This window comes from Pseudomonas sp. MT3 (assembly GCF_054720805.1).
The window spans coordinates 267,552-293,727 of record NZ_JBTVPY010000002.1; the positions used below are offsets into that span (position 1 = coordinate 267,552).

Sequence of the window (26,176 nt, forward strand, 5' to 3'; positions counted from 1 at the left end):
GCATTTCTGTAGGAGCGAGCTTGCTCGCGAACCCGCTTGACTCCTTAGTCGTCGGATAATTTGTTCGCGAGCAAGCTCGCTCCTACGAAGAGCGAAGAGCAAAGAGCAAAGAGCAAAGAGCAAAGAGCAAAGAGCAAAGAGCGGACGTTACGCCATCTGCCCGATGGTCCGGCGGAAGCGCCACAGGGCGCCGAAGAAGAACGCCGCGCCGATCCCGACGATGGACAGTAGCTGCGGCCAGACGATGGACAGGTCCGCCCCCCGATAGAGGATCGCCTGGGCCAGGCTGACGAAGTGGGTGGTCGGCGCCGCCAGCATGATGGTCTGTACCAGTTCCGGCATGCTCTCGCGCGGCGTGGTGCCGCCGGAGAGGATCTGCAGCGGCATCAGGGTGAGGATCACCAGCAACCCCAGCTGCGGCATCGAGCGCGCCACGGTGCCGAGGAAGATGCCCATGGAGGTGGTGGCGAACAGGTGCAGCGCCGCGCCCAACAGGAACAGCCCCACCGAGCCGCTGATCGGCACGTCCAGCCAGCCGCGCACCACCAGTTGCAGCGAGATCGCCGCCGCCACCAGCACCACGGTGCCCATCGACCAGACCTTGGCCATCATGATCTCGAAGGCGGTCAGCGGCATCACCAGCAGGTGTTCCACCGTGCCGTGCTCGCGCTCGCGGATCAGCGCCGCGCCGGTGAGGATGATCGACAGCATGGTGATCTGGTTGATCACCTCCATCACCGCGCCGAACCAGGCCTGGGTCAGGTTCGGGTTGAATTCCATGCGTACCGCCAGCTCCGCCGGCATCGCCGCCTCGGCGCGGTAGCGGCTGACGAACTCGCGCACCTCGGTGCCGACGATGCTCTGGATGTAGCCGGCGCCGGAGAAGGCCTGGCCGGTCTGCGTCGCATCGACGTTGACCTGGATCGCCGGCTGCCGCCCGGCCAGCACATCGCGCTGGAAGTCCGGCGGGATGTCCAGGGTGAAGGTGTACAGGCCGACGTCCATGCCGCGGTCCATCTGCGCGTGGCCGATCATTTCCGGCACCCGGAAGTACGGCGGCTGGAAGGCGTTGACGATGCGCGAGGAGAGCTGCGACTGGTCCTCGTCGACGATGGCGATCGGCGCGTGGTGCAGGGTTTCCGGCACGCCGGTGGCCGAGCTGTAGACGCCCAGGGTGAAGGCCCAGGCGATCAGGATCAGCATTGCGTAGTCGCGGCCCAGGCTGCGGAATTCCTTGATGCCGAGGTTGAAGATGTTCGCCAGCTTCTTCATCGCTCAGTCCTCCTGCTTTTTCAGGCAGGCCACGCTGAGCAGCGTCAGCACCACCACCATCGCCAGCAGCGGCAGGTAGTAGACCCACAGGTCGGCGAATCCCAGGGCCTTGGAGAAGGCGCCGCGGCTGACGATCAGGAAGTGCGAGGTCGGGTAGAGCTGGCCGATCACCGCCGCCGCGCCCTCCAGCGACGACACCGGGTGGATCAGCCCGGAAAACTGGATCGCCGGGATCATGGTGGCGATGGCAGTGCCGAACACGGCGGCGATCTGGCTCTTCATGAAGGTCGAGAGCAGCAGGCCGAGCCCGGTGCTGGTCACCACGTAGAGGAACGCGCCGACCAGCAGCGCCAGGAAGCTGCCCTTGAGCGGCACCTGGAACAGCAGCACGGCCATCGCCAGCATCAACACGAAGTTGATCACGCCCATGCCGATATACGGTAGCTGCTTGCCGAGCAGGAATTCGAGGCGCGTGACCGGCGTGACGTAGAGGTTGGTGATCGAGCCCAGCTCTTTCTCGCGCACCACACCCAGCGCGGTGAGCATCGCCGGGATCATGATCAGCAGCAGCGGGATCACCGCCGGCACCATCGCCTTGAGGCTTTCCACGTCCGGGTTGTAGCGGAAGCGCACTTCGGTGCTCGCCGCCGCGCTGGCGGCAGCGTTGCCGTTCTGGCGTGCCAGGTCGGCGAGGTAACTGGCGTGCAGTCCCTGCACGTAGCCGAGCACGGTGTTGGCGCGGGTCGGCATGGCACCGTCGATCCACACGCCGATGGCCGGGTCGGCGCCGCGCTTGAGGTCGCGGCCGAAATTCGGCGGGATCTCCACCGCCAGGCTGATATCGCCGCTGCGCAGGCGTCGCTCCAACTCCTCGGGGTTCTGGATCGGCGCCTTCTCGATGAAGTAGCGCGAGCCGGAAATATTCAACGCGTAGGCCTGGCTGGTGGTGGTCTGGTCGCGGTCGAGCACGGCGAAGGTCAGGTCCTCGACATCCATGTTGATGCCATAGCCCATGATGAACATCAGCAGCGCGGTACCCACCAGCGCCAGGGTCAGGCGAATCGGGTCGCGGCGCAGCTCCATGGCCTCGCGGCGCGCGTAGCTGAACAGGCGCAGCCAGCTGAAGCGATCGCTGCCCCTGTAGCGGGTTGGATTGGCTGGCTGCTCGGAGGCAGGCGTGGCGTCGGGCACCGGCGCGCTGCCGGCGGCCTCTTCCAGGTAGGCGATGAAGGTGGCCTCCAGGGTCGGCAGGTCGCGCTTGTCCATCAGTCCTTGCGGGGTATCGCTGTCAAGCACCTTGCCGGCGTGCATCAGCGAGATGCGGTCGCAGCGCTCGGCCTCGTTCATGAAGTGGGTGGAGATGAAGATGGTCACGCCGTCGTTGCGCGACAGCTCCACCATCAGTTCCCAGAAGCCGTCGCGAGCCACTGGGTCGACGCCCGAAGTGGGCTCGTCGAGAATCAGGATTTCCGGCTTGTGGATTACCGCCACCGCCAGCGATAAGCGCTGGCGAATGCCCAGCGGCAGGCTGTCGGGCAGCTCGTCCTTGACCTTGCCCAGGTCGAAGCGCTGGAGCATTTCCTCGACACGCGGGCCGATCTGCTCGTGCGGGATGTGGAACAGCTTGGCGTGCAGTTCGAGGTTCTGCAGCACCGTCAGCTCGGCGTACAGCGAGAAGGCCTGGGACATGTAGCCGACGCGCCGGCGCGTCTCCATGTCGTTGGCGTTCACCGGCTGGCCGAACAGCGCGCAGGTGCCTTCGCTGGCCGGCAGCAGGCCGGTGAGCATCTTCATGGTGGTGGACTTGCCGCAGCCGTTGGAGCCGAGGAAGCCGAAGATTTCCCCACGCTCGATGCGGAAGCTGACGCGGTCCACCGCGACGAAATCGCCGAAGCGGCAGGTCAGCCCCTCGGCCTCGATGGCGATCTGCGGCGCGCCGCCAGGTTGCGGGCGCGGCGGAATCACCAGCCGGTGATGGCCGGCGCGCTTGCTCTCGGGCAGCAGTGCGATGAAAGCCTCTTCGAGGTTCTGCGTGCCAGTGTGCGCACGCAGTTCGGCGGGCGTGCCGGTGGCGAGCACCTTGCCCTCGTCCATCGCCACCAGATGGTCGAAGCGCTCGGCTTCCTCCATGTAGGCAGTGGCCACCAGCACGCTCATGCCTTCGCGGCCGGCGCGGATGCGCGCAATCAGTTCCCAGAACTGGTTGCGAGACAGCGGGTCGACACCGGTGGTGGGCTCGTCGAGGATCAGCAGGTCGGGATCATGGATCAGCGCGCAGCACAGCCCGAGCTTCTGCTTCATGCCGCCGGAGAGCTTGCCCGCCGGGCGCTCGGCGAAGGGCGCGAGGCCCGTGCTGTGCAGCAGGTCGGCGATACGCCGCTCGCGCTCGGCCTTGTCGTGGCCGAACAGGCGGCCGAAGAAGTCGACGTTCTCGAACACCGAGAGCGTCGGGTAGAGGTTCTTGCCCAGACCCTGCGGCATGTAGGCGATGCGCGGGCACACGGCGCGGCGGTGGCGCACGTCGCGCATGTCGCCGCCGAGCACCTGGATCTCGCCATCCTGCATCTTCCGCGCGCCGGCCAGCAGCGCCAGCAGGCTGGACTTGCCGACGCCGTCCGGGCCGATCAGGCCGACCATGCGGTTGGCCGGGATTTCCAGGCTGACGTCGTCCACTGCGCGGGTCTCGCCATAGCGCAGCGAGACGCCGGCCAGACGGGCCACGCAGTCGGCGGCATTCATTGCGGGACCTTGATCTGCAGTTCAGTCGGCCACTGCACCTGCGGGTCGAGGCGCAGGTAGGCCATGCCCGGCACGCCGGTCTTCACGTAGGTGATGTACTTCTCCAGCAACCCCGGATCCAGGCGCGCCTTGACGCGAAACATCAGCTTCTCGCGCTCGTTGGCGGTCTCCACGGTCTTCGGGGTGAACTGCGCGACACTGGCGACGTAGGACACCTTGGCCGGGATCACGTACTCGGGCACGGCATCGATCACCAGGCGCACTTCCTGGCCCAGCTCGACCTTGCCGGCCTGGCCCGAGGGCAGGAAGAAGGTCATGTAGACGTCGGCCAGGTCGACCATGTTGAGCAGCTTGCCGCCGGCCGCCAGCACTTCGCCCGGCTGCGCCACGCGGTACTGCACGCGGCCGTTGCGCGGCGCCTTGAGCAGGCTGTCGTCGATGTCCGCCTGCAGGCGCTCGGTGCTCGCGGTGGCGGCCTCGATGGCCGACTGCGCCTCGATCACCTGGGAGCGCGCGGCGGCGATGCCGGCCTGCGCCGAGACCACCTGGGAACGCGCAGCGGCCAGTGCCGCCTGGGCGCTCTGCATCACGGCGCGGTCGTCGTCCAGTTGCTGTTGCGGCAGCGCGTTGCGCTTGACCAGCTGTTCGGTGCGGGTGAAGCGCTTCTGCGCGGCGGTGAGTTCCGCCTGGCGCTGCGCGACCACGGCTTCGGCGGTGGACTTCTCACTGGTGCGCTGGGCCACCAGGGATTGCGCGGTGAGCTGGGCGTTCTGCGCCCGCCGCACTTCCGCCTGGGCCTGGGCGAGCTGGGCCTGGAGCACCTGGGTGTCCATCTTCGCCACCACGTCGCCGGCCTTCACGAAGTCGCCCTCGTCCACCAGGATTTCCGCCACGCGTCCGGGCAGCTTGGTGGCCACGTCGACTTCGGTCGCTTCGATACGACCGTTACCGCTGGCGAAGCCTTCGGGAAGGCCGTTCGGCTTGAACGTCTGCCAGGCCAGCGCGGCGAGCACAGCCGCGACCACCAGGATCAGTGCTCGGGTGCGCCAGCTCTTTGCATTTCCCGCCATACGAAATCTCCTTGTCCGCACGCTCAAATTCGAGCGAATCATGAGGGGATAATCGGCAATTGACGGCGAATGGGGCTTGATACAAATCAGGCGTGACCGGGAAACCTCCGACACGCCCAGTGCGACGCGGCCTAGGCCCCGAGATCAGGGCTGGACGATCAGATTGTTGAACAGCAGGTCATCCACCAGCGGCTGGCCTTCTTCCTGTTGCAGCACGTCCTGTACCTGCTTGAGGGCGTCCTGACGCAGCTTTTCCTTGCCCTCGACGCTGCCGAGGGAGTCATCGGTCTGCTGGGCGAAGAGCATCACCAACTGGTTGCGGATCAGCGGCTCGTGGTGCTCGACTTTCTCCGAGGCCTCCTTGCCGGTGACTTTCAGTGCGATGTCTGCCTTGAAGTACTTCAGGCGCGGGCCGCTGCCGTAGTTACCCACCAGCGCCGGTGTGAGATCGACGAAAACCGGCTTCTTGGCGTCTGCCGGCTTGGCCTCTTCAGCGACGGCCATGAAAGGGCTGAAGGACAGGACCAGCAGCAGTGCGAGGAAAGCTCTCAAGGCGATGTCTCCGGATTCGATGCGGGCAAGGATAGCCAGACTCACGCCGCCGCCCAAGCTATATCGAGGCATAAGCCGGGGCCATTGTGATTTGCCCTCCCGACCTGCGCTCCTACACTGCCCCGATACCTAAAGCGGAGTACTCCCCATGAAAGCCGTGCTGTGCAAAGCCTTCGGCCCCGCCGAAACCCTGGTGCTGGAAGACATCGCCAGCCCCGCGCCGAAGAAGAACGAGGTCCTGCTGCAGGTGCATGCCGCCGGGGTGAACTTCCCCGACACGCTGATCATCGAGGGCAAGTACCAGTTCAAGCCACCCTTCCCGTTCTCCCCGGGCGGCGAGGCTGCCGGTGTGATCGGCGCGGTGGGCGAGAAGGTCACCCACGTGAAGCCCGGCGACCGCGTGATGGCGCTGACCGGCTGGGGCAGCTTCGCCGAGGAAGTGGCGGTGCCCGGTTATAACGTGATGCCGATTCCCGACGGAATGGACTTCGCCAGCGCCGCCGCCTTCGGCATGACCTACGGCACCTCCATGCACGCGCTCAAGCAGCGCGCCAACCTGCAACCGGGCGAGACCCTGCTGGTGCTCGGCGCTTCCGGTGGCGTGGGCCTGGCGGCGGTGGAGATCGGTAAGGCAATGGGCGCGAAAGTGATCGCCGCCGCCAGCAGCGACGCCAAGCTGGAAGTGGCCAAGGCCGCCGGCGCCGACGTGCTGGTCAACTACAGCGAAGGCAGCCTGAAGGACAAGCTCAAGGAAATCACCGGTGGCCAGGGCGTGGACGTGATCTACGACCCGGTGGGCGGCGACCTGTTCGAGGAAGCCTTCCGCTCCATCGCCTGGAACGGCCGCATGCTGGTGGTAGGTTTCGCCAGCGGCACCATCCCGTCGCTGCCGGCCAACCTCACCCTGCTCAAGGGCGCCTCGCTGGTCGGCGTGTTCTGGGGCTCCTTCGCCCAGCGCCAGCCGCAGGACAACGCGGCGAACTTCCAGCAACTGTTCAAATGGTTCGCCGAAGGCAGGATCAAGCCGCTGGTGTCGCAGACCTATCCGCTGGAGAAGGCGGCCGAGGCGATCAATCACCTGGGACAGCGCAAGGCGGTGGGCAAGGTGGTGGTGACGGTGCGTTGATTCCGTGCGCCTTGCAGGAGCGGACTTCATCCGCTCCTGCGAAAAACCAAAAGCCCCGCGTGAGCGGGGCTTTTCTTGTGCTGGTGTTGGCGCAGCGGGCCGCCCTCAGCGGGTTCGCGAGCAAGCTCGCTCCTACGAAAAGCCGCCGCGACTTACCCTGAATCAGCCGCGCGGCGCGTAGGCGAACACGTCCGCGCGCATCTGGTGCGGGTCCATGCCCGCCGCCACCAGCGCATCCAGGGTGCCGTAGACCATCGCTGGCGAGCCGCTGGCGTAGACCCGCAGGCCGGAAAGATCGGCGAAGTCCTCGCACACTGCTTCATGCAGCAACCCGCAACGCCCCTGCCAGCCGCACAGGTCACTGACGATCTTGTGCAGGTACAGGTTGGGCACGCCCTGCCACCGCTCCCAGTGCGGCAGTTCGTAGAAGTCTTCCGGGCGGCGCACACCCCAGTAGAGGTGCACCGGGTGGGCGAAACCGGTGGCACGGCAGTATTCGATCAGGCTGTGCATCTGCGCCATGCCGGTACCGGCGGCGATCAACACCAGCGGGCCATCCGGCAGGTCGGCCAGGTGCGCGTCGCCGAAGGGCATCTGCACGCGAGCGATGTGGTCGCGCTGCAGTTGCGCCAGCAGGTCGATGGCGCTGTTCTCGCGGGCCAGGATGTGCAGCTCCAGATCGCGGCCTTCGTGCGGCGCGGAGGCCAGGGAGAAGGCCGCCGGCTCATTGCCGTCGCGCTCGATCAGCAGGTACTGCCCGGCGTGGTAGCGCGGCGGCTTGCCGGCCGGTGCGCGCAGGCGCACGCGCCAGACATCGCCGCCCACCGGCTCGCAGAAGGTCAGTTGGCAGGACAGCTTGCGCACCGGCAGTTCTCCGGGCGCCAGTACACCGTCCCAGTGCAGTACGCAGTCTTCCAGCGGCTCGGCCAGGCAGGTGAAGAGTTCGCCGTGGTCGCGCACCTCGCCCGACTGGCGCACGCGGCCTTCCACCAGCAGCGCCGCGCAGATATGGCAGTTGCCGTTGCGGCAGCTCTGCGGGCACTCGTAGCCCAGGCGCCGCGCGCCATCGAGGATACGTTCGCCGGGGCGCAGCTCGAGCTGGGCGCCGGAGGGTTGCAAGGTCACTTTCAAGCGTTGTTCTCGTTCTTTTGATTTTGTAGGACCGAGGGGGACGCCTTAGTCCTTGCTCGCGAACCCAGCCCCGCTGCAGGGTAATGTTCGCGAGCAAGCTCGCTCCTACAGGGTTACCCAGGCATCAGTCGATGCCCAGGCTCGCCCAGATTTCATCGACGCGGCGGGTCACCGCCGGGTCCTTCTCGATCACCCGTCCCCACTCGCGGCTGGTCTCGCCCGGCCACTTGTGGGTGGCATCCAGGCCCATCTTCGAACCGAGGCCGGAGATCGGCGAAGCGAAGTCCAGATAGTCGATCGGCGTGTTGTCGATCATCACCGTGTCGCGCTTGGGGTCCATGCGCGTGGTGATGGCCCAGATCACATCGTTCCAGTCGCGGGCGTTGATGTCGTCGTCGGTGACGATAACGAACTTGGTGTACATGAACTGTCGCAGGAACGACCAGACACCCAGCATCACGCGCTTGGCGTGGCCGGGATACTGCTTCTTCATGGTCACCACCGCCATGCGGTAGGAGCAGCCTTCGGGCGGCAGGTAGAAGTCGGTGATCTCGGGGAACTGCTTCTGCAGGATCGGCACGAAGACTTCGTTCAGCGCCACGCCGAGGATCGCCGGCTCATCCGGCGGGCGGCCGGTGTAGGTGCTGTGATAGATCGGCTTCTGCCGGCGAGTGATGCGCTCGACGGTGAACACCGGGAAGCGGTCCACCTCGTTGTAGTAGCCGGTGTGGTCGCCGTACGGGCCCTCATCGGCCATTTCGCCGGGATGGATCACCCCTTCGAGGACGATCTCGGCGCTGGCCGGCACCTGCAGGTCATTGCCGATGCACTTGACCAGCTCGGTCTTGTGCCCGCGCAGCAGGCCGGCGAAGGCATATTCGGAGAGGTTGTCCGGCACCGGGGTCACGGCGCCAAGGATGGTCGCCGGGTCCGCACCGAGGGCCACGGCCACCGGATAAGGTTGGCCGGGGTGCTTCTGGCACCATTCGCGGAAGTCCAGCGCACCGCCGCGGTGGCTGAGCCAGCGCATGATGACCTTGTTGCGGCCGATCACCTGCTGGCGGTAGATGCCCAGGTTCTGCCGTTCCTTGTTCGGCCCGCGGGTGACCGTCAGGCCCCAGGTGATCAGCGGCGCGACGTCACCAGGCCAGCAGGTCTGCACCGGCAGCCTGGACAGGTCGACGGCGTCGCCCTCCTCGATCACTTCCTGGCATGGCGCGTCCCGCAGGACCTTGGGCGCCATGTTGATGACCTTCTTGAAGATCGGCAGCTTGGACCAGGCGTCCTTCAGCCCCTTGGGCGGCTCGGGCTCCTTGAGGAAGGCCAGCAGCTTGCCGATCTCGCGCAGTTCGGAGACGTCCTCGGCGCCCATGCCCAGGGCCACGCGCTCGGGCGTGCCGAACAGGTTGCCGAGTACGGGGATGTCATAGCCGGTGGGCTTTTCGAACAGCAGGGCCGGGCCCTTGGCGCGCAAGGTGCGGTCGCACACCTCGGTCATTTCCAGCACCGGGGATACCGGCGCCTGGATGCGCTTGAGCTGTCCGCGCTGCTCCAGGGCAGCAATGAACTCGCGCAGGTCGCGATACTGCATGAGGATCTCGATGGCGGCAGGATGATGCGACAGTCTACCGCCTATCCGCGCCTTGCAGAAACACGAAGGCCGGGTTTCCCCGGCCTCGTTGGTCTCGCAGAGCGCTTACTTGCTGCGCTTCATGGAGTCGAAGAACTCGTCGTTGGTCTTCGTCTGGCGCAGCTTGTCCAGGAGGAATTCCACGGCGGCGATCTCGTCCATCGGGTGCAGGATCTTGCGCAGGATCCACATGCGCTGCAGCTCTTCCTCACCGGTGAGCAGCTCTTCGCGACGGGTGCCGGAGCGATTGATGTTGATCGCCGGGAACACGCGTTTTTCCGAGATGCGACGGTCGAGGATGAGTTCCGAGTTACCGGTACCCTTGAATTCCTCGTAGATCACTTCGTCCATCTTCGAACCGGTTTCGATCAGCGCGGTGGCGAGGATGGTCAGCGAACCGCCTTCCTCGATGTTGCGCGCGGCGCCGAAGAAGCGCTTGGGCTTTTCCAGGGCATGGGCGTCCACACCACCGGTGAGCACCTTGCCGGAGCTGGGGATCACGGTGTTGTAGGCACGCGCCAGACGGGTGATGGAGTCCAGCAGGATGATCACGTCCTTCTTGTGCTCGACCAGGCGCTTGGCCTTCTCGATCACCATCTCGGCGACCTGCACGTGGCGGGTCGGCGGTTCGTCGAAGGTGGAGGCGACCACTTCGCCGCGCACGGTGCGCTGCATCTCGGTCACTTCTTCCGGGCGCTCGTCGATCAGCAGGACGATCAGATGGCACTCGGGGTTGTTGCGGGTGATGTTCGAGGCGATGTTCTGCAGCATGATGGTCTTGCCCGCTTTCGGCGGGGCGACGATCAGGCCGCGCTGGCCCTTGCCGATCGGCGAGCAGAGGTCGATCACACGGCCGGTGAGGTCCTCGGTGGAGCCGTTGCCGGCTTCCATGGTCAGGCGCTTGGTCGGGAACAGCGGGGTCAGGTTCTCGAAGAGAATCTTGTTCTTCGCGTTCTCCGGACGATCGAAGTTGATCGAGTCGACTTTCAGCAGGGCGAAGTAACGCTCGCCTTCCTTCGGCGGACGAATCTTGCCGATGATGGTGTCGCCCGTGCGCAGGTTGAAGCGCCGGATCTGGCTGGGCGAGACGTAGATGTCATCGGGGCCGGCCAGGTACGAGGAATCGGCGGAGCGCAGGAAGCCGAAGCCATCCTGGAGAATCTCCAGCACGCCGTCACCGGAGATTTCCTCGCCGCTTTTCGCGTGCTTCTTCAGCAACGCGAAGATGATGTCCTGTTTGCGCGAACGAGCCATGTTTTCCAGGCCCATGGCATCGGACATTTCCAGCAATTCGGCAATCGGCTTTTGCTTGAGTTCGGTCAGATTCATAGAAGGGACGTAAATACGCTGAAAGGGGAAAAGGGAACAAGCGTGATGCTTGAAGAGCCGCGCCGTAGATGACGGACAGGATCGCTTGGAATTCGAATGGGAAGTGCGTCGGCGACGGCTTGCAGGGGACAACGAAACAATCGTTGTGCGCCCGAATTTAACACCCGAGTTTCGGAGCGTCTAGGGGCAATAACGAAAAAACCCCGCGCATTGGCGGGGTTTTTCAGGACTTCTCGACTTAGATGTTGCTGTCGAGGAAGGCAGCCAGCTGCGACTTGGACAGTGCGCCGACCTTGGTCGCTTCGACATTGCCGCCCTTGAACAGCATCAGGGTCGGGATGCCGCGCACGCCGTACTTCGGCGGGGTGTCCTGGTTCTCGTCGATGTTCAGCTTGCAGACTTTCAGCTTGCCCTGATAGTCCTTGGCGATCTCGTCGAGTACCGGCGCAATCATCTTGCACGGGCCGCACCATTCGGCCCAGTAGTCGACCAGCACGGGACCGTCGGACTTCAGTACGTCCTGCTCGAAGCTGGCATCGGTAACATTGACGATATGTTCGCTCATGTATTCTCTCCGTCAATCGGATGCGAAAAAGTGTCCGTCATCATATCCCGCCTCGGCCCGCACCGAAAGGCACCGCTGATTGAGTCTATCTATCACCGATGAGGCATCTGCTGATCGGTGACACCCCCTTCATTGGCACTACTTGCCTAAAATGGCAGGATATCTCCCGTATTTATCCGGACCTCCCAACATGCCCTATACCCCAGCCAAGACCTTTCCCTTGATCGCGGCCATCGACCTCGGCTCGAACAGTTTTCATATGGTCCTGGCAAAGGCCGATCACGGCGAGATCCGCATCCTTGAGCGGTTGGGCGAGAAGGTTCAGTTGGCCGCCGGCATCGGCGAAGACCGCATGCTCACCCCCGAAGCCATGCAGCGTGGCTTCGACTGTCTGAAGCAGTTCGCCCAGTTCATCAGCGGCATGCCGCTGGGCTCGGTGCGCGTGGTGGGCACCAACGCCCTGCGCGAGGCGCGCAACCGCACCGAGTTCATCCGTGTTGCCGACCAGATCCTCGGCCACCCGGTGGAAGTCATCTCCGGCCGTGAAGAGGCGCGCCTGATCTACCTGGGCGTGTCCCACACCCTGCCGGACACCGCCGGCCGCCGCCTGGTGGTGGATATCGGCGGCGGCAGCACCGAGTTCATCATCGGCCAGCGCTTCGAATCGCAGCTGCGCGAGAGCCTGCAGATGGGCTGCGTGAGCTTCACCCAGCGCTACTTCAAGGACGGCAAGATCACCCCCGCGCGCTATGCCCAGGCCTATACCTCGGCGCGCCTGGAACTGATGAGCATCGAGAACAGCCTGCGCCGCCTGGGCTGGGATGAGGCCGTCGGCGCCTCGGGCACCATTCGCGCCATCTGCCTGGCGATCCAGGCCGGCGGCCACGGCAACGGCGAGATCAACCCCGATGGCCTGGCCTGGCTCAAGCGCAAGATGTTCAAACTGGGCGAGGTCGAGAAGCTCGACATCGACGGCATCAAGCCCGACCGCCGGCCGATCTTCCCGGCGGGCCTGGCGATCCTCGAGGCGCTGTTCGACGCCCTCGAACTGTCCCGCATGACCCGCTCCGAAGGCGCCCTGCGCGAAGGCGTGCTCTACGACCTGCTCGGCCGCCACCACCACGAGGACGTCCGCGAGCGCACCATCGGCGCCCTGATGGAGCGTTACCACGTCGACCCGGAGCAGGCGGCGCGTGTCGAAGCCAAGGCGCTGGAGTCGCTGGACCAGGTCGCCAAGGCCTGGGACCTGAACGATGAAGGCCATCGCGAACTGCTGATGTGGGCCGCCCGCGTCCACGAACTGGGCCTGGACATCGCCCACTACCACTACCACAAGCACGGTGCCTACCTGCTCGAACACTCGGACCTGGCCGGCTTCTCCCGACTCGACCAGCAGACCCTGGCGCTGCTGGTGCGCGGCCACCGTCGCAACATCCCGGCAGACAAGTTCAACGAACTGGGCGACGAAGGCGACAAGCTGATCCGCCTGTGCATCGTGCTGCGCTTCGCTATCCTCTTCCACCACATCCGTGGCACCCAGCAGATGCCGGCGGTGGCCCTGAAGGCTTCCTCCAAGAGCCTGAGCGTGCGTTTCCCGGACGGCTGGCTGGCCGCCAACCCGCTGACCCAGGCGGACTTCGAACAGGAAGCCGGCTGGCTTGCCCGCGTGGGTTATTCGCTCAGCGTGAGCTGACCGTCCCCGCGACAGAAATAGGCCCCGGCGTTTAAACGTCGGGGCCTTTTCGTTTGACCTGATAGCGCAAGGGGGGACGCCTACGAAAAACCAAAAGCCCCGCCGCGAGGCAGGGCTTTCGGTGACTCCGGCGGATCAGCGCGAACTGATCACCGGCGTACACAGCCGCTCCAGCAGCATCGCCTGGGAGTTGCGGGCGTTCTGGTTGCCGCTGGGGCTCTGGCGCACGTAGCTGCCGTCGGACTGCAGCACCCAGGCCAGGGTGTTGTCGGTCAGGTAGGACTCCAGCTCCTTCTTCACCCGCAGCACCAGCTTCTTGCCTTCCACCGGGAAGCAGGTCTCCACACGCATGTCGAGGTTGCGCTCCATCCAGTCGGCGCTGGAGAGATAGAGCTTCTCCTCGCCGCCGTTGAGGAAGTAGTAGATCCGGCTGTGCTCCAGGAAGCGGCCGATGATCGAGCGCACCTGGATGTTGTGCGACACGCCCGGCACGCCCGGACGCAGGCAGCACATGCCGCGCACCACCAGGTCGATCTTCACGCCGGCCTGGCTGGCCTTGTACAGCGCGCGGATGACCTTGGCGTCGGTCAGCGAGTTGACCTTGGCCATGATCTGCGCCGGCTTGCCCTCGGCGCCCTGGGCAGCCTCGCGGTTGATCATCTCCAGCAGGTTCTTCTTCAGGGTGAAGGGCGCGTGCAGGAGCTTCTTCATGCGCAGGGTCTTGCCCATGCCGATCAGCTGGTTGAACAGCTTGTGCAGGTCCTCGCAGAGCGCCACGTCGGCGGTCAGCAGGCTGTAGTCGGTGTACAGGCGGGCGTTGCCGGCGTGGTAGTTGCCGGTGCCCAGGTGCGCGTAGCGGCGCAGCTCGCCGTCCTCGCGACGCAGGATCAGCATCATCTTGGCGTGGGTCTTGAAGCCGACCACACCGTAGATCACTACCGCGCCGGCCTGCTGCAAGCGGCTGGCCAGCTGCAGGTTGGATTCCTCGTCGAAGCGCGCCCGCAGTTCGATCACCACGGTGACTTCCTTGCCGTTGCGCGCGGCTTCCACCAGCGCGTCGACGATCTCGGAGTTGGCGCCGGAACGGTACAGCGTCTGCTTGATCGCCAGCACGCTGGGGTCCTTGGCGGCCTGGCGTAGCAGGTCGATCACCGGGGTGAAGGACTCGAACGGGTGCATCAGCAGCACGTCGAGCTTGCCCAGGACGTTGAACAGGTTTTCCTTCTTCTGCAGCAGCTTGGGAATCGCCGGAGTGAACGGCGGGTGCTGCAGTTCCGGATGGCTGGCGAGGCCGGTGACACTGAACAGGCGCGTCAGGTTGACCGGGCCGCTGACCCGGTACAGCTCGGTTTCGGACAGGCCGAACTGCTTGAGCAGGTAGTTGGACAGGTGCGTCGGGCAGGTGTCCACTACCTCCAGGCGCACGGCGTCGCCGTAGCGGCGCGAGAACAGCTCGCCACGCAGCGCGCGGGCCAGGTCCTCGACGTCCTCGGCGTCCACCGAGAGGTCGGCGTTACGGGTCAGGCGGAACTGGTAGCAGCCTTTCACCTTCATGCCGTGGAACAGGTCGTCGGCATGGGCGTGGATCATCGACGAGAGGAACACGTAGTTGTCGCCGGGGCCGGCGACCTCTTCCGGCAGACGGATGATCCGCGGCAACGAACGCGGCGCCGGGATGATGGCCAGGCCCGAGTCGCGGCCGAAGGCGTCCAGGCCCTCGAGCTCGACCATGAAGTTCAGGCTCTTGTTCACCAGCAGCGGGAACGGGTGGGTCGGATCGAGGCCAATCGGGGTGACGATGGGCGCGATCTCGTCGCGGAAGAAGCGGCGGACCCAGGCCTTGATCTTCGGCGTCCAGTAGCGGCGGCGGATGAAGCGAATGTCGTGCTTGGCCAGCTCCGGCAACAGGATGTCGTTGAGGATGCTGTACTGGCGGGCGACCTGCTCGTGCACCTGCTCGCTGATGCGCGCCAGCGCCTGGTGCGGCAGCAGGCCGTCGGCGCCGGCCTGTTCGCGGGCGAAGGTGATCTGCTTCTTCAGGCCGGCGACGCGGATCTCGAAGAACTCGTCGAGGTTGCTGGAGAAGATCAGCAGGAACTTCAGGCGTTCCAGCAACGGGTAGGACTCATCCAGCGCCTGTTGCAGCACGCGGATGTTGAACTGCAGCTGCGAGAGCTCGCGATGAATGTAGAGGGCGCTGTCGTCCACGTTGACCGCTGGGACGGTCACCTCCGGCGGCGGAGGGGTCGCTTCGGTGGTCTCGGCCACGATGACGTCGGTGGAGTCGGCTTCGAGGAGTTCGGTTTCGCTAAGGCCTTCGGTATTCATCGCAAGTCTCGTCGACGGGGGTCAGCCCCCCTTTTTCAATTGTTCCGCAGCACGTTTGGCGAAGTAGGTCAGGATGCCATCTGCGCCGGCGCGTTTGAAGGCCAGCAGCGACTCGAGGATCACCGCTTCGCTGAGCCAGCCGTTGTTGATCGCCGCCATGTGCATCGCGTATTCGCCGCTGACCTGGTAGACAAAGGTCGGCGCGCGGAATTCGTCCTTCGCCCGTCGAACGATGTCGAGATACGGCATGCCCGGTTTGACCATGATCATGTCGGCGCCTTCGGCGAGGTCCGCGTAGATCTCATGCAGCGCTTCATCGCTGTTGGCCGGGTCCATCTGGTAGGTGGCCTTGTTGCCCTTGCCGAGGTTCGCGGCCGAGCCGACCGCGTCGCGGAACGGGCCGTAATAGGCGCTGGCGTACTTGGCCGAGTAGGCCATGATGCGCGTGTTGATGTGACCGGTCGACTCCAGGGCCTCGCGGATCGCGCCGATGCGGCCGTCCATCATGTCCGACGGCGCCACGACCTGGGCGCCGGCTTCGGCGTGGGATAGCGCCTGCTTGACCAGCACGTCGACGGACACGTCGTTCAGCACGTAGCCGTCTTCATCGAGGATGCCGTCCTGGCCGTGGCTGGTGAAGGGGTCCAGGGCGACGTCGGTGATGATCCCCAGCTCCGGGAAGCGCTCGCGCAGGGCGCGGGTGGCGCGCTGGGCGATGCCGTCGGGGTTGAAAGCTTCGGCGCCATCGAGGGACTTCTTCTCCAGCGGGGTCACCGGGAACAGCGCCAGGGCCGGAATGCCCAGCTCCACCAGTTCCTCGGCTTCCTTGAGCAGCAGGTCGATGGACATGCGCTCCACGCCCGGCATCGAGGGCACCGCCTCGCGCTGGTTCTTGCCATCGAGGACGAACACCGGAAGGATCAGGTCGTTGGTGGTCAGTACGTTCTCGCGCACCAGACGACGGGAAAAGTCGTCACGACGATTGCGGCGCAGTCGGGTGAAGGGGAAGGCTCGATCGGCGGGAATGAAGCTCACGGTGTACTCCAGGGCCTGGACAGCAGGCACAGTGTGACAGTTATAGGCCCGGATTATGACCGATTGGTAACAACGCGTAACAGTGACCCTTGGTCGCGGCATCCTGCCGCACCGGTCGAGCGCAACGAACGAGCGGTCGCGAGTTGCGCCAGGTCATGGGGGACGACTGGCATACCTTCCCCCGGAGCGACAACCGAGTTAGGCTTCGCGTTCATTTCGCTGCGTTGCCTCGATAATGCTCCAACAATTCCTGCAGGATTTCGGCTATCTCGCCCTGTTCCTCGGCACCTTCTTCGAGGGCGAGACCATTCTGGTTCTGGCCGGGTTCCTGGCATTTCGCGGCTATATGCAGCTGGAATACGTGGTCGCCGTGGCCTTCATGGGCAGCTATGCGGGCGACCAGCTGTGGTACTTCCTCGGCCGCCGCCACGGGCGCAAGCTGCTCTCGCGCAAGCCGCGCTGGCAGCAGATGGGCGACAAGGCGCTGGAACACGTGCGCCGTCACCCGGACCTGTGGGTGCTGAGCTTCCGCTTCGTCTACGGCCTGCGCACCGTGATGCCGGTGGCCATCGGCCTGTCCGGCTACCCGCCGGCACGCTACCTGCTGCTCAACGGCATCGGCGCCATCGTCTGGGCCACCGCGCTGGGCTCGGCGGCCTACTATTTTGGCAGTGTGCTCGAAGGCGTGCTGGGCAACATCAAGAGGTACGAGCTGATGGTGCTCGGCGGGCTGATCGTCATCGGCCTTTTGCTCTGGCTGCGTCGCCGCTTCAAGAGCGCCAACAACAAGGGCTGAGCCCTCAGATAGCCTGGGGCAGCCGTTCGGCGCGCCGCAGGCCCAGCAGCCCGATCAGGCTTGCCAGGGTGTACACCGCCAGCGCCCAGGGCGCCCATTGCGGCAGCTGCAACCCGCCGGCCAGCGTCAGTCCCGCCAGCGCCGGCACGTTGAGCGCCAGGCGCAACACCTCCAGCCTCAGCGCCCAGGGACGGTTCTCCAGCCAGACGCCAATGGCGAACAGCCCGAACGCCATCCAGGCCAGCCCGATCGCCAGCGGCAACACTTCCCAGCCGCCCCCCACGCCCAGCAGCCAGGTCCCGCCCAGGACGTAGCCGGCGAACTGTACGACTGCATACCACTGGCGGCCACGCCCCAGCGGCACGTCGAACTTGCGGAACGCGCTCAGGTCGGGTTTCTCCATCGGATAACGCTGGGCGACATCCTCGGGGCGCCAGCCGGTGCGCATGAACCAGATGCGCAGCCTGTCCCACAGGCTTTCGGTGCGACGGGCGTCATTCCACAGGTGCGCATAGACCTGCAGGTTGGCCCACAGCGGATTCCAGCTGGCCAGCGGCACGGTCACGCCGAACACCACCGGCTCATCGTCCAGTTCCTCCTGGAAGGTGCCGAACAGGCGGTCCCAGACGATGAACACACCGCCGTAGTTGCGATCCATGTACACCGGGTTCTGCGCATGGTGCACACGGTGGTTGGACGGGGTAATGAAGATCCACTCGAACACGCCCAGCTTGGGGATGTGCCGGGTGTGCACCCAGAACTGGTAGAGCAGATTCAGCGCACCGACGCTGAGGAACACCAGCGGCGGCACCCCCGCGATGGCCATCGGCAGGTAGAAGATCCAGCCGAAGATGAAGCCGGTGCTGGTCTGCCGCAGCGCGGTGGAAAGGTTGTAGTCCTCGCTCTGGTGGTGTACCGAATGCGCGGCCCAGAGCACGTTGCGCTCATGACCCAGGCGGTGGTTCCAGTAGTAGCAGAAGTCGTAGAAGACGAAGGCGAATACCCAGACCCAGAGGCTCTGGGCCGACAGCTCAAACTGCGCCAGGTGCTGCCAGGCAAGGGTATAGGTCACCACGCCCAGCCCCTTGGTCAGCAGACCGCTGGTGGTGGACAGCACGCCGGCGCTGAGGCTGTTCAGCGCATCGCTCAGGCGGTAGGTGCGCATGCCCCGCCAGCGGTCGGCGAGCAATTCGAGCGCAATCAGGAGGAAAAAGAAGGGTACGGCGAAGAGGATATAGTTCATGGCGCGGCCGAGTCGTTATGCTTATGGGAAGGCCCAGATTCGATCCTAGCCCCTTGCCCCGCGCCGGCCCCGACCGCCGGCGACAACCCGGGCGGCATATCGCGACACGCCCGGCATTCCCGAACAGGAGCAGTCCATGCAGAAGAAAGTTGCCGTCATCCTCTCCGGCTGCGGCGTCTACGACGGCGCCGAGATCCACGAAAGCGTGATCACCCTGCTGCGCCTTTCCCAGCGCGGCGCGAAGGTGCAGTGCTTCGCCCCGAACATCGCCCAGCACCACGTGCTCAACCACCTCACCGGCGAGGAAATGGCCGAGAGCCGCAACGTGCTGGTGGAGTCCGCGCGCATCGCCCGTGGCGAGGTGAAGGACATCCGCGACGCCAAGGTCGAAGACTTCGACGCACTGCTCGTACCCGGTGGTTTCGGCGCCGCGAAGAACCTCAGCGACTTTGCCTTCAAGGGCGACCAGTGCGAAGTACAGCCCGACGTGCTGGCCCTGGCCAAGGCCTTCGCCGCGGCGAAGAAGCCGGTTGGTCTGCTCTGCATCGCCCCGGCGATGGCCGCGCGCATTTATGGCGCCGGCGTGGAATGCACCATCGGCACCGACGAGGGCACCGCCCAGGCGCTGACCAGCATGGGCGCCAAGCACATCGATTGCGCCGTGGAGGACATCGTCGAGGACAAGGACCACAAGCTGGTCACCACGCCGGCCTACATGCTCGCGCAGTCCATTGCCGAAGCCGCCAGCGGCATCAACAAGGCGGTCGACCGGGTGCTGGAGCTGGCCTGAGACCGTCGAGCGACGAATATTCGCGAGCAAGCTCGCTCCTACAGGTTGCACCGCTTTTGTAGGAGCGAGCTTGCTCGCGAACCGATGCAGCGCCGATATAGCTCATTGGAGTTAAAACGCCCAGCAGTGCCGGGCGTTTTCATTCAGGGCTTGCGAGCTTCCGCCTCGCGCATGAGGCGCGTCAGCAATCGATCCAGGCTGTTGGCGAAAGCTTGCCTGTCCTTGTCGCCGTAGGGCGCCTGCCCTCCCCCCACCTGCCCCTGCTCGCGCAGGTCGGTGAACAGGTTGCGCACCGCCAGGCGCTCGCCCATGTTCTTCTCGTCGAACTCGCGTCCACGCGGGTCCAGCGCATCGACGCCCTTCTTCACCAGCCGGTCGGCCAACGGCACGTCGCTGCAGATCACCAGGTCGCCGGGCTCGGCCTGCTCCACCAGGTAGTCATCGGCGGCGTCCATCCCGCTGGGCACCACCACCAGGCTGACGCAGGCGAACGGCGGCTTGGCCACCGGCTGGCCGGCGACCATCACCACCTCCAGCTTGCGCTTCAAGGCGAACTTGGCCACCAGCTCCTTGGCCGCGCGCGGGCAGGCGTCGGCATCGATCCAGATACGCATAATCGGAAAACCATTCTCCAGAAAGCACAACGGCCAGTATCGCACTGGCCGTCGTGTGTCGCTCAGCTATTGCCTCAGGACGAGGCGATCTCGGCGGCCTTGCGGCGCTCGGAGAAGTAGCTGCGCCCGTAGAACACGGCCACCGCCAGCAGCGCCACGGCCTGGGCCGACAGCGAGTAGGCGTCGGCCTTGATGCCGAGCCAGTCGAAGTCGAAGAACGGCACCGGGCGGGTACCGATCACGCCGGCTTCCTGCAGGGCGACCACACCGTGGCCGGCGAAGACCACCGACAGGGCGCAGAGCAGCGCGGCGTTGACGGTGAAGAACAGCTTCAGTGGCAGTCGGGCCGAACCGCGCAGGATCACGAAGGCGATACCGATCAGGACCACCACGGCAGTGCCCGCACCGGCGATCACCGCGTTGTGGCCAGCCGGACCGGCCTGCAGCCAGAGGGTTTCGTAGAACAGGATGACCTCGAACAGCTCGCGGTAGACCGAGAAGAACGCCAGCACCGCGAAGCCGAAGCGGCCACCGCCGCCCACCAGGCTGCTGCGGATGTAGTCCTGCCAGGCGGCGGCATGGCGACGGTCGTGCATCCACACGCCGAGCCAGAGCACCATCACGCAGGCGAACAGCGAGGTGAAGCCTTCCATCAGCTCGCGCTGGGCACCACCGATGTCGATCACGTAGGCAGCGACCGCCCAGGTGGCGAAGCCGGCAACGAAGGCCAGGCCCCAGCCGATATGCACGCCGCGCACGGCCTTCTCCTGCCCGGTGTTGCGCAGGAAGGCGAGGATCGCGGCCAGCACCAGGATCGCTTCCACGCCTTCGCGCAGGAGGATCAGCAGGGCCGAGACGAAGCTGATGGAGAAGCTCAGCGAGTCGCCGCTCAGGGCCTTGGCGGCGTCCGCCAGCTTGCTCTTGGCCAGCTCCAGCTGCTGGGCCACCTCGGCTTCCGGCAGACCGTCACGCAGCGCCTGACGGTAGGCCATCAGTTGCTTCTCGGTGGCCTTGCGCAGGTCGGCGTCGACGTTGTCCAGCGAGCTTTCCACCAGCTCGAAGCCTTCCAGGTAGGCCGCCACGGACAGGTCGTAGGCCTGGTCGTGGTCGCCTGCGCGGTACACGGCGAAGCTCTTGTCCAGGGTCGCGGAGGTGTAGTCGATCTGCTGCGCCGGGCCACGGTGTTCCAGCGGCGGATGGGCACGCAGGGCACGGAAGCTCTCGGCCGCCGCCTCGCCATCGCGCTCGGCCACATCGGCCGGAGTCTGGGTCGAGAGGGTCGCCAGCGGGTAGCCGTGGGCCGGATCGGCCTTGGCCTGGCCGGCGCTGAGGCCGGCGATGTAGGCCGCCAGGTCCCAGCGCTGACGCTCGTCGAGCTGGTCGGCGAAGGCCGGCATGTCGGTGCCGGCGACACCCAGGCCAATGACGTTGTGCAGGTCATACAGGCTCAGGCGATCCTGGCGCGCGCGGTCGGTCAGGTTGGCCGGCGGCGGCTCCAGGCCGATGCCCGCCGGGCCATCGCCCTTGCCGGCGGCGCCGTGGCAGATCGAGCACTGCTGGGCGTAGGTCTCGGCGGCGCGGGTCGGATCCGGGGTGATCGCTGGGGTCTGCACCACCTGGTAGAGATCGGCGACGCGCGCCTCCAGGTGACGCGCCTGCTGGGCAACCTGCTTGCCCGGCAGACGCTGCTCGATGGCCTGCCTGAGGGCATGGGCGGCCGTTTCCAGATCGGCGCGCTCGGGGCGCGCCGGCAGCGCCAGGATCAGTGCGTGGAGATTGCCGACGAACTCCAGTTGCTCCTTGTACTCGCTGGCGTCGACGATCTTGCCGTCGGCAACCGTTGCCGGGTAGTCGGCGGCGAGATAACTGAGCAGATGAAGGGCTTGAGAGGGGTCGACAGCCGTGTCGGCGTGAGCTCCAAGGCTGCACAGGCCGACCAGCGGCAACAGCCAGACGATAAGTTTGGAGGGTCGCATAGCGGAAGTTAAATGAGAATGAAAGAGATTAAATTGTCACCTCAGGTTTCCGTCTATGCAAGGACAATGTCTGGGAAGGCTGTGCCCGAAGCATCCGTGACGCCCCCCAGGCTCTCCGCCAACGCCCTCAGGCCGGGGCGCGGCGCACGGTGGCGAGCAGCGCGGCGGCACCCACGAACAGAGTGGCGAAGGTTCGATTCATCACCGTCTGCTGGCGTGGCGAGCGCAACGCGCGCAGTACGTGGGCGGCCAAGCCGGTGTAGCCGGCCATGACGATCAGGTCGACGGTGATCATCGTGACACCCATGATCACGTACTGGATCAGCATCGGCTGGTGCGGGTCGACGAACTGCGGCAGCACCGCAAGCATGAAAATCACCGCCTTGGGGTTGCTGGCGTTGACCAGGAAACCACGCAGCACCAGGGTCAGCGGCCGCCCGATGGGGCGTTGCCCGCCCGCGTCCATCGCCTGCGGCGGCGCGGTCCATTGGCGGTAGGCGAGATAGACCAGATAGGCCACGCCGAACCACTTGATCGCGCTGAAGGCGACCGCCGAGGCGGACAGCAGCGCGCCGACGCCAGCGGCGACCACGGCGATCTGCAGCGCCAGGCCCAGCTGCAGGCCCAGTGCGTTCCAGTAGCCGCGCCAGAAGCCGTATTGCAGCCCGCAGGACATCGAAGCGATGGCCCCGGCGCCGGGCGACAGGCTGATTACCCAGCAGGCGATGAAGAAGGCGAACCAGGTACTGGCGAGCATTGCGGACCTCACGGCGCCCAGGCAGGCGCAATAATTTGTTACGGACGCCCCAGTGTGCCCTAGTCGCACGATGTCGCCCAGCCTGGCCGACGAAGGTCGAGTGAGCCCTGTAGGAGCGAGCTTGCTCGCGAACGGAACCTCTCAGCGGCTCCGATGCCGAGGCGGCTCGCGAGCAAGCTCGCTCCTGCATGAATCCAAAGAAAAAGCCCGGCACTAGGCCGGGCTTCTTGTCCATCACGACGAGCCGATCAGCTCGGTATGTCCTTGCGCAGTTTCACCGGATCCTCGCCGCGCTTGCGCGCCAGGGCGCTGCGCAGGCGGATGTTGATCGCCTCCACCGCCAGCGAGAAGGCCATGGCGAAGTAGACGTAGCCCTTGGGCACGTGGACTTCGAAAGCCTCGGCGATCAGCACGGTGCCAACCACGATCAGGAACGACAGCGCCAGCATCTTCAGCGACGGGTGCTTGTCGATGAAGGCACTGATGGTGCCGGCCGACAGCATCATCACGCCGACCGAGATGACGATGGCGGCGACCATCACCGGCACGTGCTGCACCAGGCCCACGGCGGTGATCACCGAGTCCAGCGAGAAGACGATGTCGATGATCGCGATCTGGATGATGATGCCCATGAAACCGCGCGACTTGCCGCCCTGCTGTTCGCTCTCTTCCGCGCCTTCCAGGCTGTGGAAGATCTCCATCGTGCTCTTGAACAGCAGGAACAGGCCGCCGAAGAACAGGATCAGGTCGCGCCCGGAAATGCCGTGGTCGAACACCGTGAACAGGTCGGCGGTAAGGCGCATGACCCAGGTGATCGAGAGCAGCAACAGGATGCGCGTGCCCATCGCCAGCGCCAGGCCGAAGAAGCGCGCCCTGGGCTGCTGGGCGGCCGGCAGGCGGCTGACCAGGATCGAGATGAAGATGATGTTGTCGATGCCCAGAACGATTTCCAGGGCAGTCAGGGTCAGAAAGGCAACCCAGATCTCAGGGCTTGTGAGCCATTCCATAGTGGGGGGATGTCCGTCAGAGGGTGGTGGGAAGATTCGGGCCGCGCCAGCGGCGGATGGATTTCTGGAAGAACAGGTTGTTGGGCACCTGCAGCAGCGCGCCGGGAGCGCCCGCCTCGGTGCTCTCTTCCTCGAGCGTGGTGTAGAGCAGATTGATCGCCACCACGCGGCCCTTCACACCGGGCTTGTCCGCGGTGTCGATGACCTCGACGCGATCGCCCAGGCGGAACGGCCCGAGGGTGAAGATCAGCAGCGCGCAGAACAGGTTGGACAGCACGCTCCAGATGGCGAAGAAGGCCACCGCCGCCACGGCGACGAAGCCGGTCAGCGCGGCCCACAGCACATCGGCGGAAACGCCCAGGCGCTCCAGCACCATCATCAGTGCCGAGCCCATGATCAGCCAGCGCAGCCCGCCCCGCAGCGGCAGCAACAGCTCCGGCGGCAGCGGATAACGCTGGCCCAGCCGGCTGATGCCGCGCACCACCAGCCGCTGCGCCGCCCAGGCGAGCACCAGGATGAGGATGATCTGCAAGCCGCGCAGCAGTGGATCGCTCCACGCCAGCAGCAGATTCACATCCTCCATTACTCGCTGGTCTCCAGTTGGCGCTGCAGCTCTTCGAGGGTTTCCAGGGCCATCAGCCAGGACTCTTCCAACTCGCCTTCGCGGGTCTTCAGGGTGGACTGGCGGGCCAGCAGGGCGCGCAACTCATCCTTGCGCGCGGCCTCGTAGAGCGCGCTATCGCCCAGGCGCTGTTCCAGTTCGGCAAGCTGTTCGTGGACCTTGCCCAGCTCCTTCTCCAGCTTCTCCGCCTCGCGCTTGTGCGGAGCGAGCTGCTGGCGCAGGGCGGCGGCGGCCTGGCGCTGGGCACGCTTGTCGGTCTTGTCGCCGGCCTGCGCGGCGGGCGCGGACGGCGTCTGCCGGGCGCGGAAATCCACCAGCCAGCGCGCGTAGTCGTCGAGGTCGCCGTCAAATTCGCGGATGCGCCCGTCGGCCACCAGGAGGAACTCGTCGGTGGTGCTCTTGAGCAGGTGCCGATCGTGGGACACCACCACCACGGCGCCGGAGAACTCCTGCAGCGCCAGGGTCAGCGCCAGGCGCATTTCCAGGTCGAGGTGGTTGGTCGGTTCGTCGAGCAGCAGCAGGTTGGGCTTCTGCCAGGCGATCAGCGCCAGGGCCAGACGCGCCTTCTCGCCACCGGAGAAATTCAGCACCGGCTCGTCGCAGCGCTCGCCACGGAAGTCGAAGCCACCGAGGAAGTCGCGCAGGGTCTGCTCGCGCTCGGCCGGCGCAATGCGCGCCAGGTGCAGCAGCGGGCTGGCCTTGGGGTCCAGCGAGTCGAGCTGGTGCTGGGCGAAGTAGCCGATGGCGAGGTTCTCGCCACGGGCAAGCTCGCCGGCCAGCAGCGAAAGGTCGCCGGACAGGGTCTTGATCAGGGTCGACTTGCCGGCTCCGTTGGGGCCGAGCAGGCCGATGCGCGCGCCGGGCACCAGTTGCAGCTTGACCTTCTCCAGCACGGTCTTTTCCCCGTAGCCCAGGCGCGCCTCGGAGAGGTTGAGCAGCGGGCTGGAAATCTTGTCGGACTCGCGGAAGCTGAAGTCGAACGGCGAATCGACGTGGGCCGGCGCCAGTTCTTCCAGGCGTTCCAGCGCCTTGATCCGGCTTTGCGCCTGGCGGGCCTTGGTGGCCTGGGCGCGGAAGCGGGCGATGTACTTTTCCATGTGCGCGCGCTGCGCCTGCTGCTTCTCGTACGCCTGTTGCTGCTGGGCGAGGCGTTCGGCGCGGGTGCGCTCGAAGGCCGAGTAGCCGCCGCGATACAGGGTCAGCTTGCGCTGTTCGAGGTGGGCGATGTTGTCCACTACGGCATCGAGGAAATCGCGGTCGTGGGAGATCAGCAGCAGCGTGCCCGGATAACCCTTGAGCCACTCTTCGAGCCAGAGGATGGCATCGAGGTCGAGGTGGTTGGTGGGTTCGTCGAGCAGCAGCAATTCGGACGGGCACATCAGCGCCTGCGCCAGGTTCAGGCGCATCCGCCAGCCACCGGAGAAGTCGCCGACACGGCGGTCCATCTGCTCGGAGGTGAAGCCAAGGCCGGCCAGCAGCTTGCGCGCGCGGGCGTCGGCGGTGTACCCGTCGGCGCTGTCCAGCTCGCTGTGCAGGCGCGCCAGGGCGGTGCCGTCGTGGGTCTCTTCCGCCGCGGCGAGGTCCGCCTGGATCTTGCGCAGATGCACGTCCCCATCGAGCACGTAGTCGACGGCGAGGCGGTCGAGGGTATCGACTTCCTGGCGCATGTGCGCGATGCGCCAGTCGGCGGGCAGGTAGCAGTCGCCGGCGTCCTGGCCGAGCTGGCCGCGCAGCAGGGCGAACAGGCTCGACTTGCCGGCGCCGTTGGCGCCGATCAGGCCGACTTTCTGTCCGGCGTGCAGGGTGAGTTCGGCACCTTCCAGCAAGCGCTGGGGGCCACGCTGTAGCGTAAGATCTTGTAGTCGAATCATGGCGGCGGAGTTTATCAGCTTCGCCTGGCA

The 26,176-nt window shown here is 65.6% G+C and carries 21 protein-coding genes; 4 read left to right on the top strand and 17 right to left on the bottom strand.

Annotation, left to right across the window (positions count from 1 at the left end):
* Positions 1–147 precede the first annotated feature (147 nt).
* The 4 genes from ACYCAX_RS03090 to ACYCAX_RS03105 form a co-directional block, all read right to left on the bottom strand.
* Positions 148–1,272, bottom strand: coding sequence for an ABC transporter permease (locus tag ACYCAX_RS03090; protein ID WP_460247396.1), 1,125 nt, complete (start codon positions 1,270–1,272; stop codon positions 148–150).
* 3 nt (positions 1,273–1,275) lie between these two features.
* Positions 1,276–4,011, bottom strand: a complete 2,736-nt coding sequence (gene rbbA / locus ACYCAX_RS03095) for a ribosome-associated ATPase/putative transporter RbbA (RefSeq protein ID WP_460247397.1) — start codon at positions 4,009–4,011, stop codon at positions 1,276–1,278.
* Positions 4,008–5,081 carry an HlyD family secretion protein gene (locus ACYCAX_RS03100; RefSeq protein ID WP_015475051.1) on the bottom strand — a complete coding sequence of 358 codons (1,074 nt, stop codon included), beginning with the start codon at positions 5,079–5,081 and terminating at the stop codon, positions 4,008–4,010. Before ACYCAX_RS03100 ends, rbbA begins: the two co-directional genes overlap by 4 nt.
* Positions 5,082–5,225: 144 nt before the next feature.
* Positions 5,226–5,585 carry a flagellar basal body-associated protein FliL gene (locus tag ACYCAX_RS03105; RefSeq protein WP_236620567.1) on the bottom strand — a complete coding sequence of 120 codons (360 nt, stop codon included), beginning with the start codon at positions 5,583–5,585 and terminating at the stop codon, positions 5,226–5,228.
* Between the two features lie 196 nt (positions 5,586–5,781).
* Here ACYCAX_RS03105 and ACYCAX_RS03110 point away from each other — a divergent pair, with 196 nt between their 5' ends.
* Positions 5,782–6,759 (top strand): NADPH:quinone oxidoreductase family protein, encoded by a 978-nt coding sequence (locus tag ACYCAX_RS03110; protein ID WP_015475049.1) that lies wholly within the window; start codon positions 5,782–5,784, stop codon positions 6,757–6,759.
* 162 nt (positions 6,760–6,921) lie between these two features.
* On the opposite strand, the gene ACYCAX_RS03115 is transcribed toward ACYCAX_RS03110, so the two are convergent.
* The 4 genes from ACYCAX_RS03115 to trxA form a co-directional block, all read right to left on the bottom strand.
* A complete protein-coding gene (locus tag ACYCAX_RS03115; RefSeq protein WP_460247398.1) occupies positions 6,922–7,890 on the bottom strand; it encodes a CDP-6-deoxy-delta-3,4-glucoseen reductase in 969 nt (322 codons plus the stop codon).
* Between the two features lie 124 nt (positions 7,891–8,014).
* Complete coding sequence (ubiD, locus tag ACYCAX_RS03120; RefSeq protein WP_460247399.1) at positions 8,015–9,481, bottom strand: 4-hydroxy-3-polyprenylbenzoate decarboxylase; 1,467 nt, start codon at positions 9,479–9,481, stop codon at positions 8,015–8,017.
* 105 nt (positions 9,482–9,586) lie between these two features.
* On the bottom strand, positions 9,587–10,849 hold the full coding sequence (rho, locus tag ACYCAX_RS03125) for a transcription termination factor Rho (RefSeq protein ID WP_015475046.1): 1,263 nt from the start codon (positions 10,847–10,849) through the stop codon (positions 9,587–9,589).
* A gap of 238 nt (positions 10,850–11,087) precedes the next feature.
* Positions 11,088–11,414: a thioredoxin TrxA gene (gene trxA / locus ACYCAX_RS03130; RefSeq protein WP_015475045.1), complete on the bottom strand. Its 327-nt coding sequence runs from the start codon at positions 11,412–11,414 to the stop codon at positions 11,088–11,090.
* 190 nt (positions 11,415–11,604) lie between these two features.
* On the opposite strand from trxA, the gene ppx reads away from it, so the two are divergent.
* Positions 11,605–13,107, top strand: coding sequence for an exopolyphosphatase (gene ppx / locus ACYCAX_RS03135; RefSeq protein ID WP_460247400.1), 1,503 nt, complete (start codon positions 11,605–11,607; stop codon positions 13,105–13,107).
* Between the two features lie 135 nt (positions 13,108–13,242).
* Here the strand turns inward: ppx and ppk1 are convergent, their stop codons facing one another.
* Together ppk1 and hemB are read right to left on the bottom strand one after the other, a co-directional pair.
* Positions 13,243–15,435: a polyphosphate kinase 1 gene (ppk1, locus tag ACYCAX_RS03140; protein ID WP_460247401.1), complete on the bottom strand. Its 2,193-nt coding sequence runs from the start codon at positions 15,433–15,435 to the stop codon at positions 13,243–13,245.
* Between the two features lie 21 nt (positions 15,436–15,456).
* Positions 15,457–16,470, bottom strand: coding sequence for a porphobilinogen synthase (gene hemB, locus ACYCAX_RS03145; protein ID WP_294980667.1), 1,014 nt, complete (start codon positions 16,468–16,470; stop codon positions 15,457–15,459).
* 232 nt (positions 16,471–16,702) lie between these two features.
* On the opposite strand from hemB, the gene ACYCAX_RS03150 reads away from it, so the two are divergent.
* Positions 16,703–17,266: a DedA family protein gene (locus tag ACYCAX_RS03150; protein ID WP_294980669.1), complete on the top strand. Its 564-nt coding sequence runs from the start codon at positions 16,703–16,705 to the stop codon at positions 17,264–17,266.
* Between the two features lie 4 nt (positions 17,267–17,270).
* Here ACYCAX_RS03150 and ACYCAX_RS03155 read toward each other — a convergent pair whose 3' ends face one another.
* A complete protein-coding gene (locus ACYCAX_RS03155) occupies positions 17,271–18,509 on the bottom strand; it encodes a sterol desaturase family protein (protein ID WP_460247402.1) in 1,239 nt (412 codons plus the stop codon).
* Positions 18,510–18,645: 136 nt separating this feature from the next.
* Between ACYCAX_RS03155 and elbB the strand changes: the two genes are divergently transcribed.
* The gene (gene elbB / locus ACYCAX_RS03160) at positions 18,646–19,299 is read left to right on the top strand and encodes an isoprenoid biosynthesis glyoxalase ElbB (RefSeq protein WP_015475039.1); all 654 of its coding nucleotides are present in this window, start codon (positions 18,646–18,648) and stop codon (positions 19,297–19,299) included.
* A gap of 143 nt (positions 19,300–19,442) precedes the next feature.
* Here the strand turns inward: elbB and ACYCAX_RS03165 are convergent, their stop codons facing one another.
* From ACYCAX_RS03165 to ACYCAX_RS03190, 6 genes are all read right to left on the bottom strand, one after another.
* A complete protein-coding gene (locus tag ACYCAX_RS03165; RefSeq protein WP_294980659.1) occupies positions 19,443–19,913 on the bottom strand; it encodes a YaiI/YqxD family protein in 471 nt (156 codons plus the stop codon).
* A 74-nt stretch (positions 19,914–19,987) separates the two neighbouring features.
* Positions 19,988–21,889 carry an FTR1 family protein gene (locus ACYCAX_RS03170; RefSeq protein WP_460247403.1) on the bottom strand — a complete coding sequence of 634 codons (1,902 nt, stop codon included), beginning with the start codon at positions 21,887–21,889 and terminating at the stop codon, positions 19,988–19,990.
* Between the two features lie 127 nt (positions 21,890–22,016).
* Positions 22,017–22,646, bottom strand: a complete 630-nt coding sequence (locus tag ACYCAX_RS03175) for a LysE family transporter (RefSeq protein WP_460247404.1) — start codon at positions 22,644–22,646, stop codon at positions 22,017–22,019.
* Between the two features lie 248 nt (positions 22,647–22,894).
* Positions 22,895–23,653 carry a TerC family protein gene (locus ACYCAX_RS03180; protein WP_015475034.1) on the bottom strand — a complete coding sequence of 253 codons (759 nt, stop codon included), beginning with the start codon at positions 23,651–23,653 and terminating at the stop codon, positions 22,895–22,897.
* Between the two features lie 16 nt (positions 23,654–23,669).
* Positions 23,670–24,236 (bottom strand): mechanosensitive ion channel domain-containing protein, encoded by a 567-nt coding sequence (locus ACYCAX_RS03185; RefSeq protein ID WP_460247405.1) that lies wholly within the window; start codon positions 24,234–24,236, stop codon positions 23,670–23,672.
* Positions 24,236–26,146, bottom strand: coding sequence for an ATP-binding cassette domain-containing protein (locus tag ACYCAX_RS03190; RefSeq protein ID WP_460247406.1), 1,911 nt, complete (start codon positions 26,144–26,146; stop codon positions 24,236–24,238). Before ACYCAX_RS03190 ends, ACYCAX_RS03185 begins: the two co-directional genes overlap by 1 nt.
* Positions 26,147–26,176 lie beyond the last annotated feature (30 nt).

What these genes read in the sequence shown, in the direction of transcription:
- ACYCAX_RS03090 (WP_460247396.1), bottom strand. Translation starts at nt 1,272, where the DNA reads ATGAAGAAGCTGGCGAACATCTTCAACCTCGGCATCAAGGAATTCCGC.
- rbbA (WP_460247397.1), bottom strand. Translation starts at nt 4,011, where the DNA reads ATGAATGCCGCCGACTGCGTGGCCCGTCTGGCCGGCGTCTCGCTGCGC.
- ACYCAX_RS03100 (WP_015475051.1), bottom strand. Translation starts at nt 5,081, where the DNA reads ATGGCGGGAAATGCAAAGAGCTGGCGCACCCGAGCACTGATCCTGGTG.
- ACYCAX_RS03105 (WP_236620567.1), bottom strand. Translation starts at nt 5,585, where the DNA reads ATGGCCGTCGCTGAAGAGGCCAAGCCGGCAGACGCCAAGAAGCCGGTT.
- ACYCAX_RS03110 (WP_015475049.1), top strand. Translation starts at nt 5,782, where the DNA reads ATGAAAGCCGTGCTGTGCAAAGCCTTCGGCCCCGCCGAAACCCTGGTG.
- ubiD (WP_460247399.1), bottom strand. Translation starts at nt 9,481, where the DNA reads ATGCAGTATCGCGACCTGCGCGAGTTCATTGCTGCCCTGGAGCAGCGC.
- rho (WP_015475046.1), bottom strand. Translation starts at nt 10,849, where the DNA reads ATGAATCTGACCGAACTCAAGCAAAAGCCGATTGCCGAATTGCTGGAA.
- trxA (WP_015475045.1), bottom strand. Translation starts at nt 11,414, where the DNA reads ATGAGCGAACATATCGTCAATGTTACCGATGCCAGCTTCGAGCAGGAC.
- ppx (WP_460247400.1), top strand. Translation starts at nt 11,605, where the DNA reads ATGCCCTATACCCCAGCCAAGACCTTTCCCTTGATCGCGGCCATCGAC.
- ppk1 (WP_460247401.1), bottom strand. Translation starts at nt 15,435, where the DNA reads ATGAATACCGAAGGCCTTAGCGAAACCGAACTCCTCGAAGCCGACTCC.
- ACYCAX_RS03155 (WP_460247402.1), bottom strand. Translation starts at nt 18,509, where the DNA reads ATGAACTATATCCTCTTCGCCGTACCCTTCTTTTTCCTCCTGATTGCG.
- elbB (WP_015475039.1), top strand. Translation starts at nt 18,646, where the DNA reads ATGCAGAAGAAAGTTGCCGTCATCCTCTCCGGCTGCGGCGTCTACGAC.
- ACYCAX_RS03165 (WP_294980659.1), bottom strand. Translation starts at nt 19,913, where the DNA reads ATGCGTATCTGGATCGATGCCGACGCCTGCCCGCGCGCGGCCAAGGAG.
- ACYCAX_RS03170 (WP_460247403.1), bottom strand. Translation starts at nt 21,889, where the DNA reads ATGCGACCCTCCAAACTTATCGTCTGGCTGTTGCCGCTGGTCGGCCTG.
- ACYCAX_RS03175 (WP_460247404.1), bottom strand. Translation starts at nt 22,646, where the DNA reads ATGCTCGCCAGTACCTGGTTCGCCTTCTTCATCGCCTGCTGGGTAATC.
- ACYCAX_RS03180 (WP_015475034.1), bottom strand. Translation starts at nt 23,653, where the DNA reads ATGGAATGGCTCACAAGCCCTGAGATCTGGGTTGCCTTTCTGACCCTG.
- ACYCAX_RS03185 (WP_460247405.1), bottom strand. Translation starts at nt 24,236, where the DNA reads ATGGAGGATGTGAATCTGCTGCTGGCGTGGAGCGATCCACTGCTGCGC.
- ACYCAX_RS03190 (WP_460247406.1), bottom strand. Translation starts at nt 26,146, where the DNA reads ATGATTCGACTACAAGATCTTACGCTACAGCGTGGCCCCCAGCGCTTG.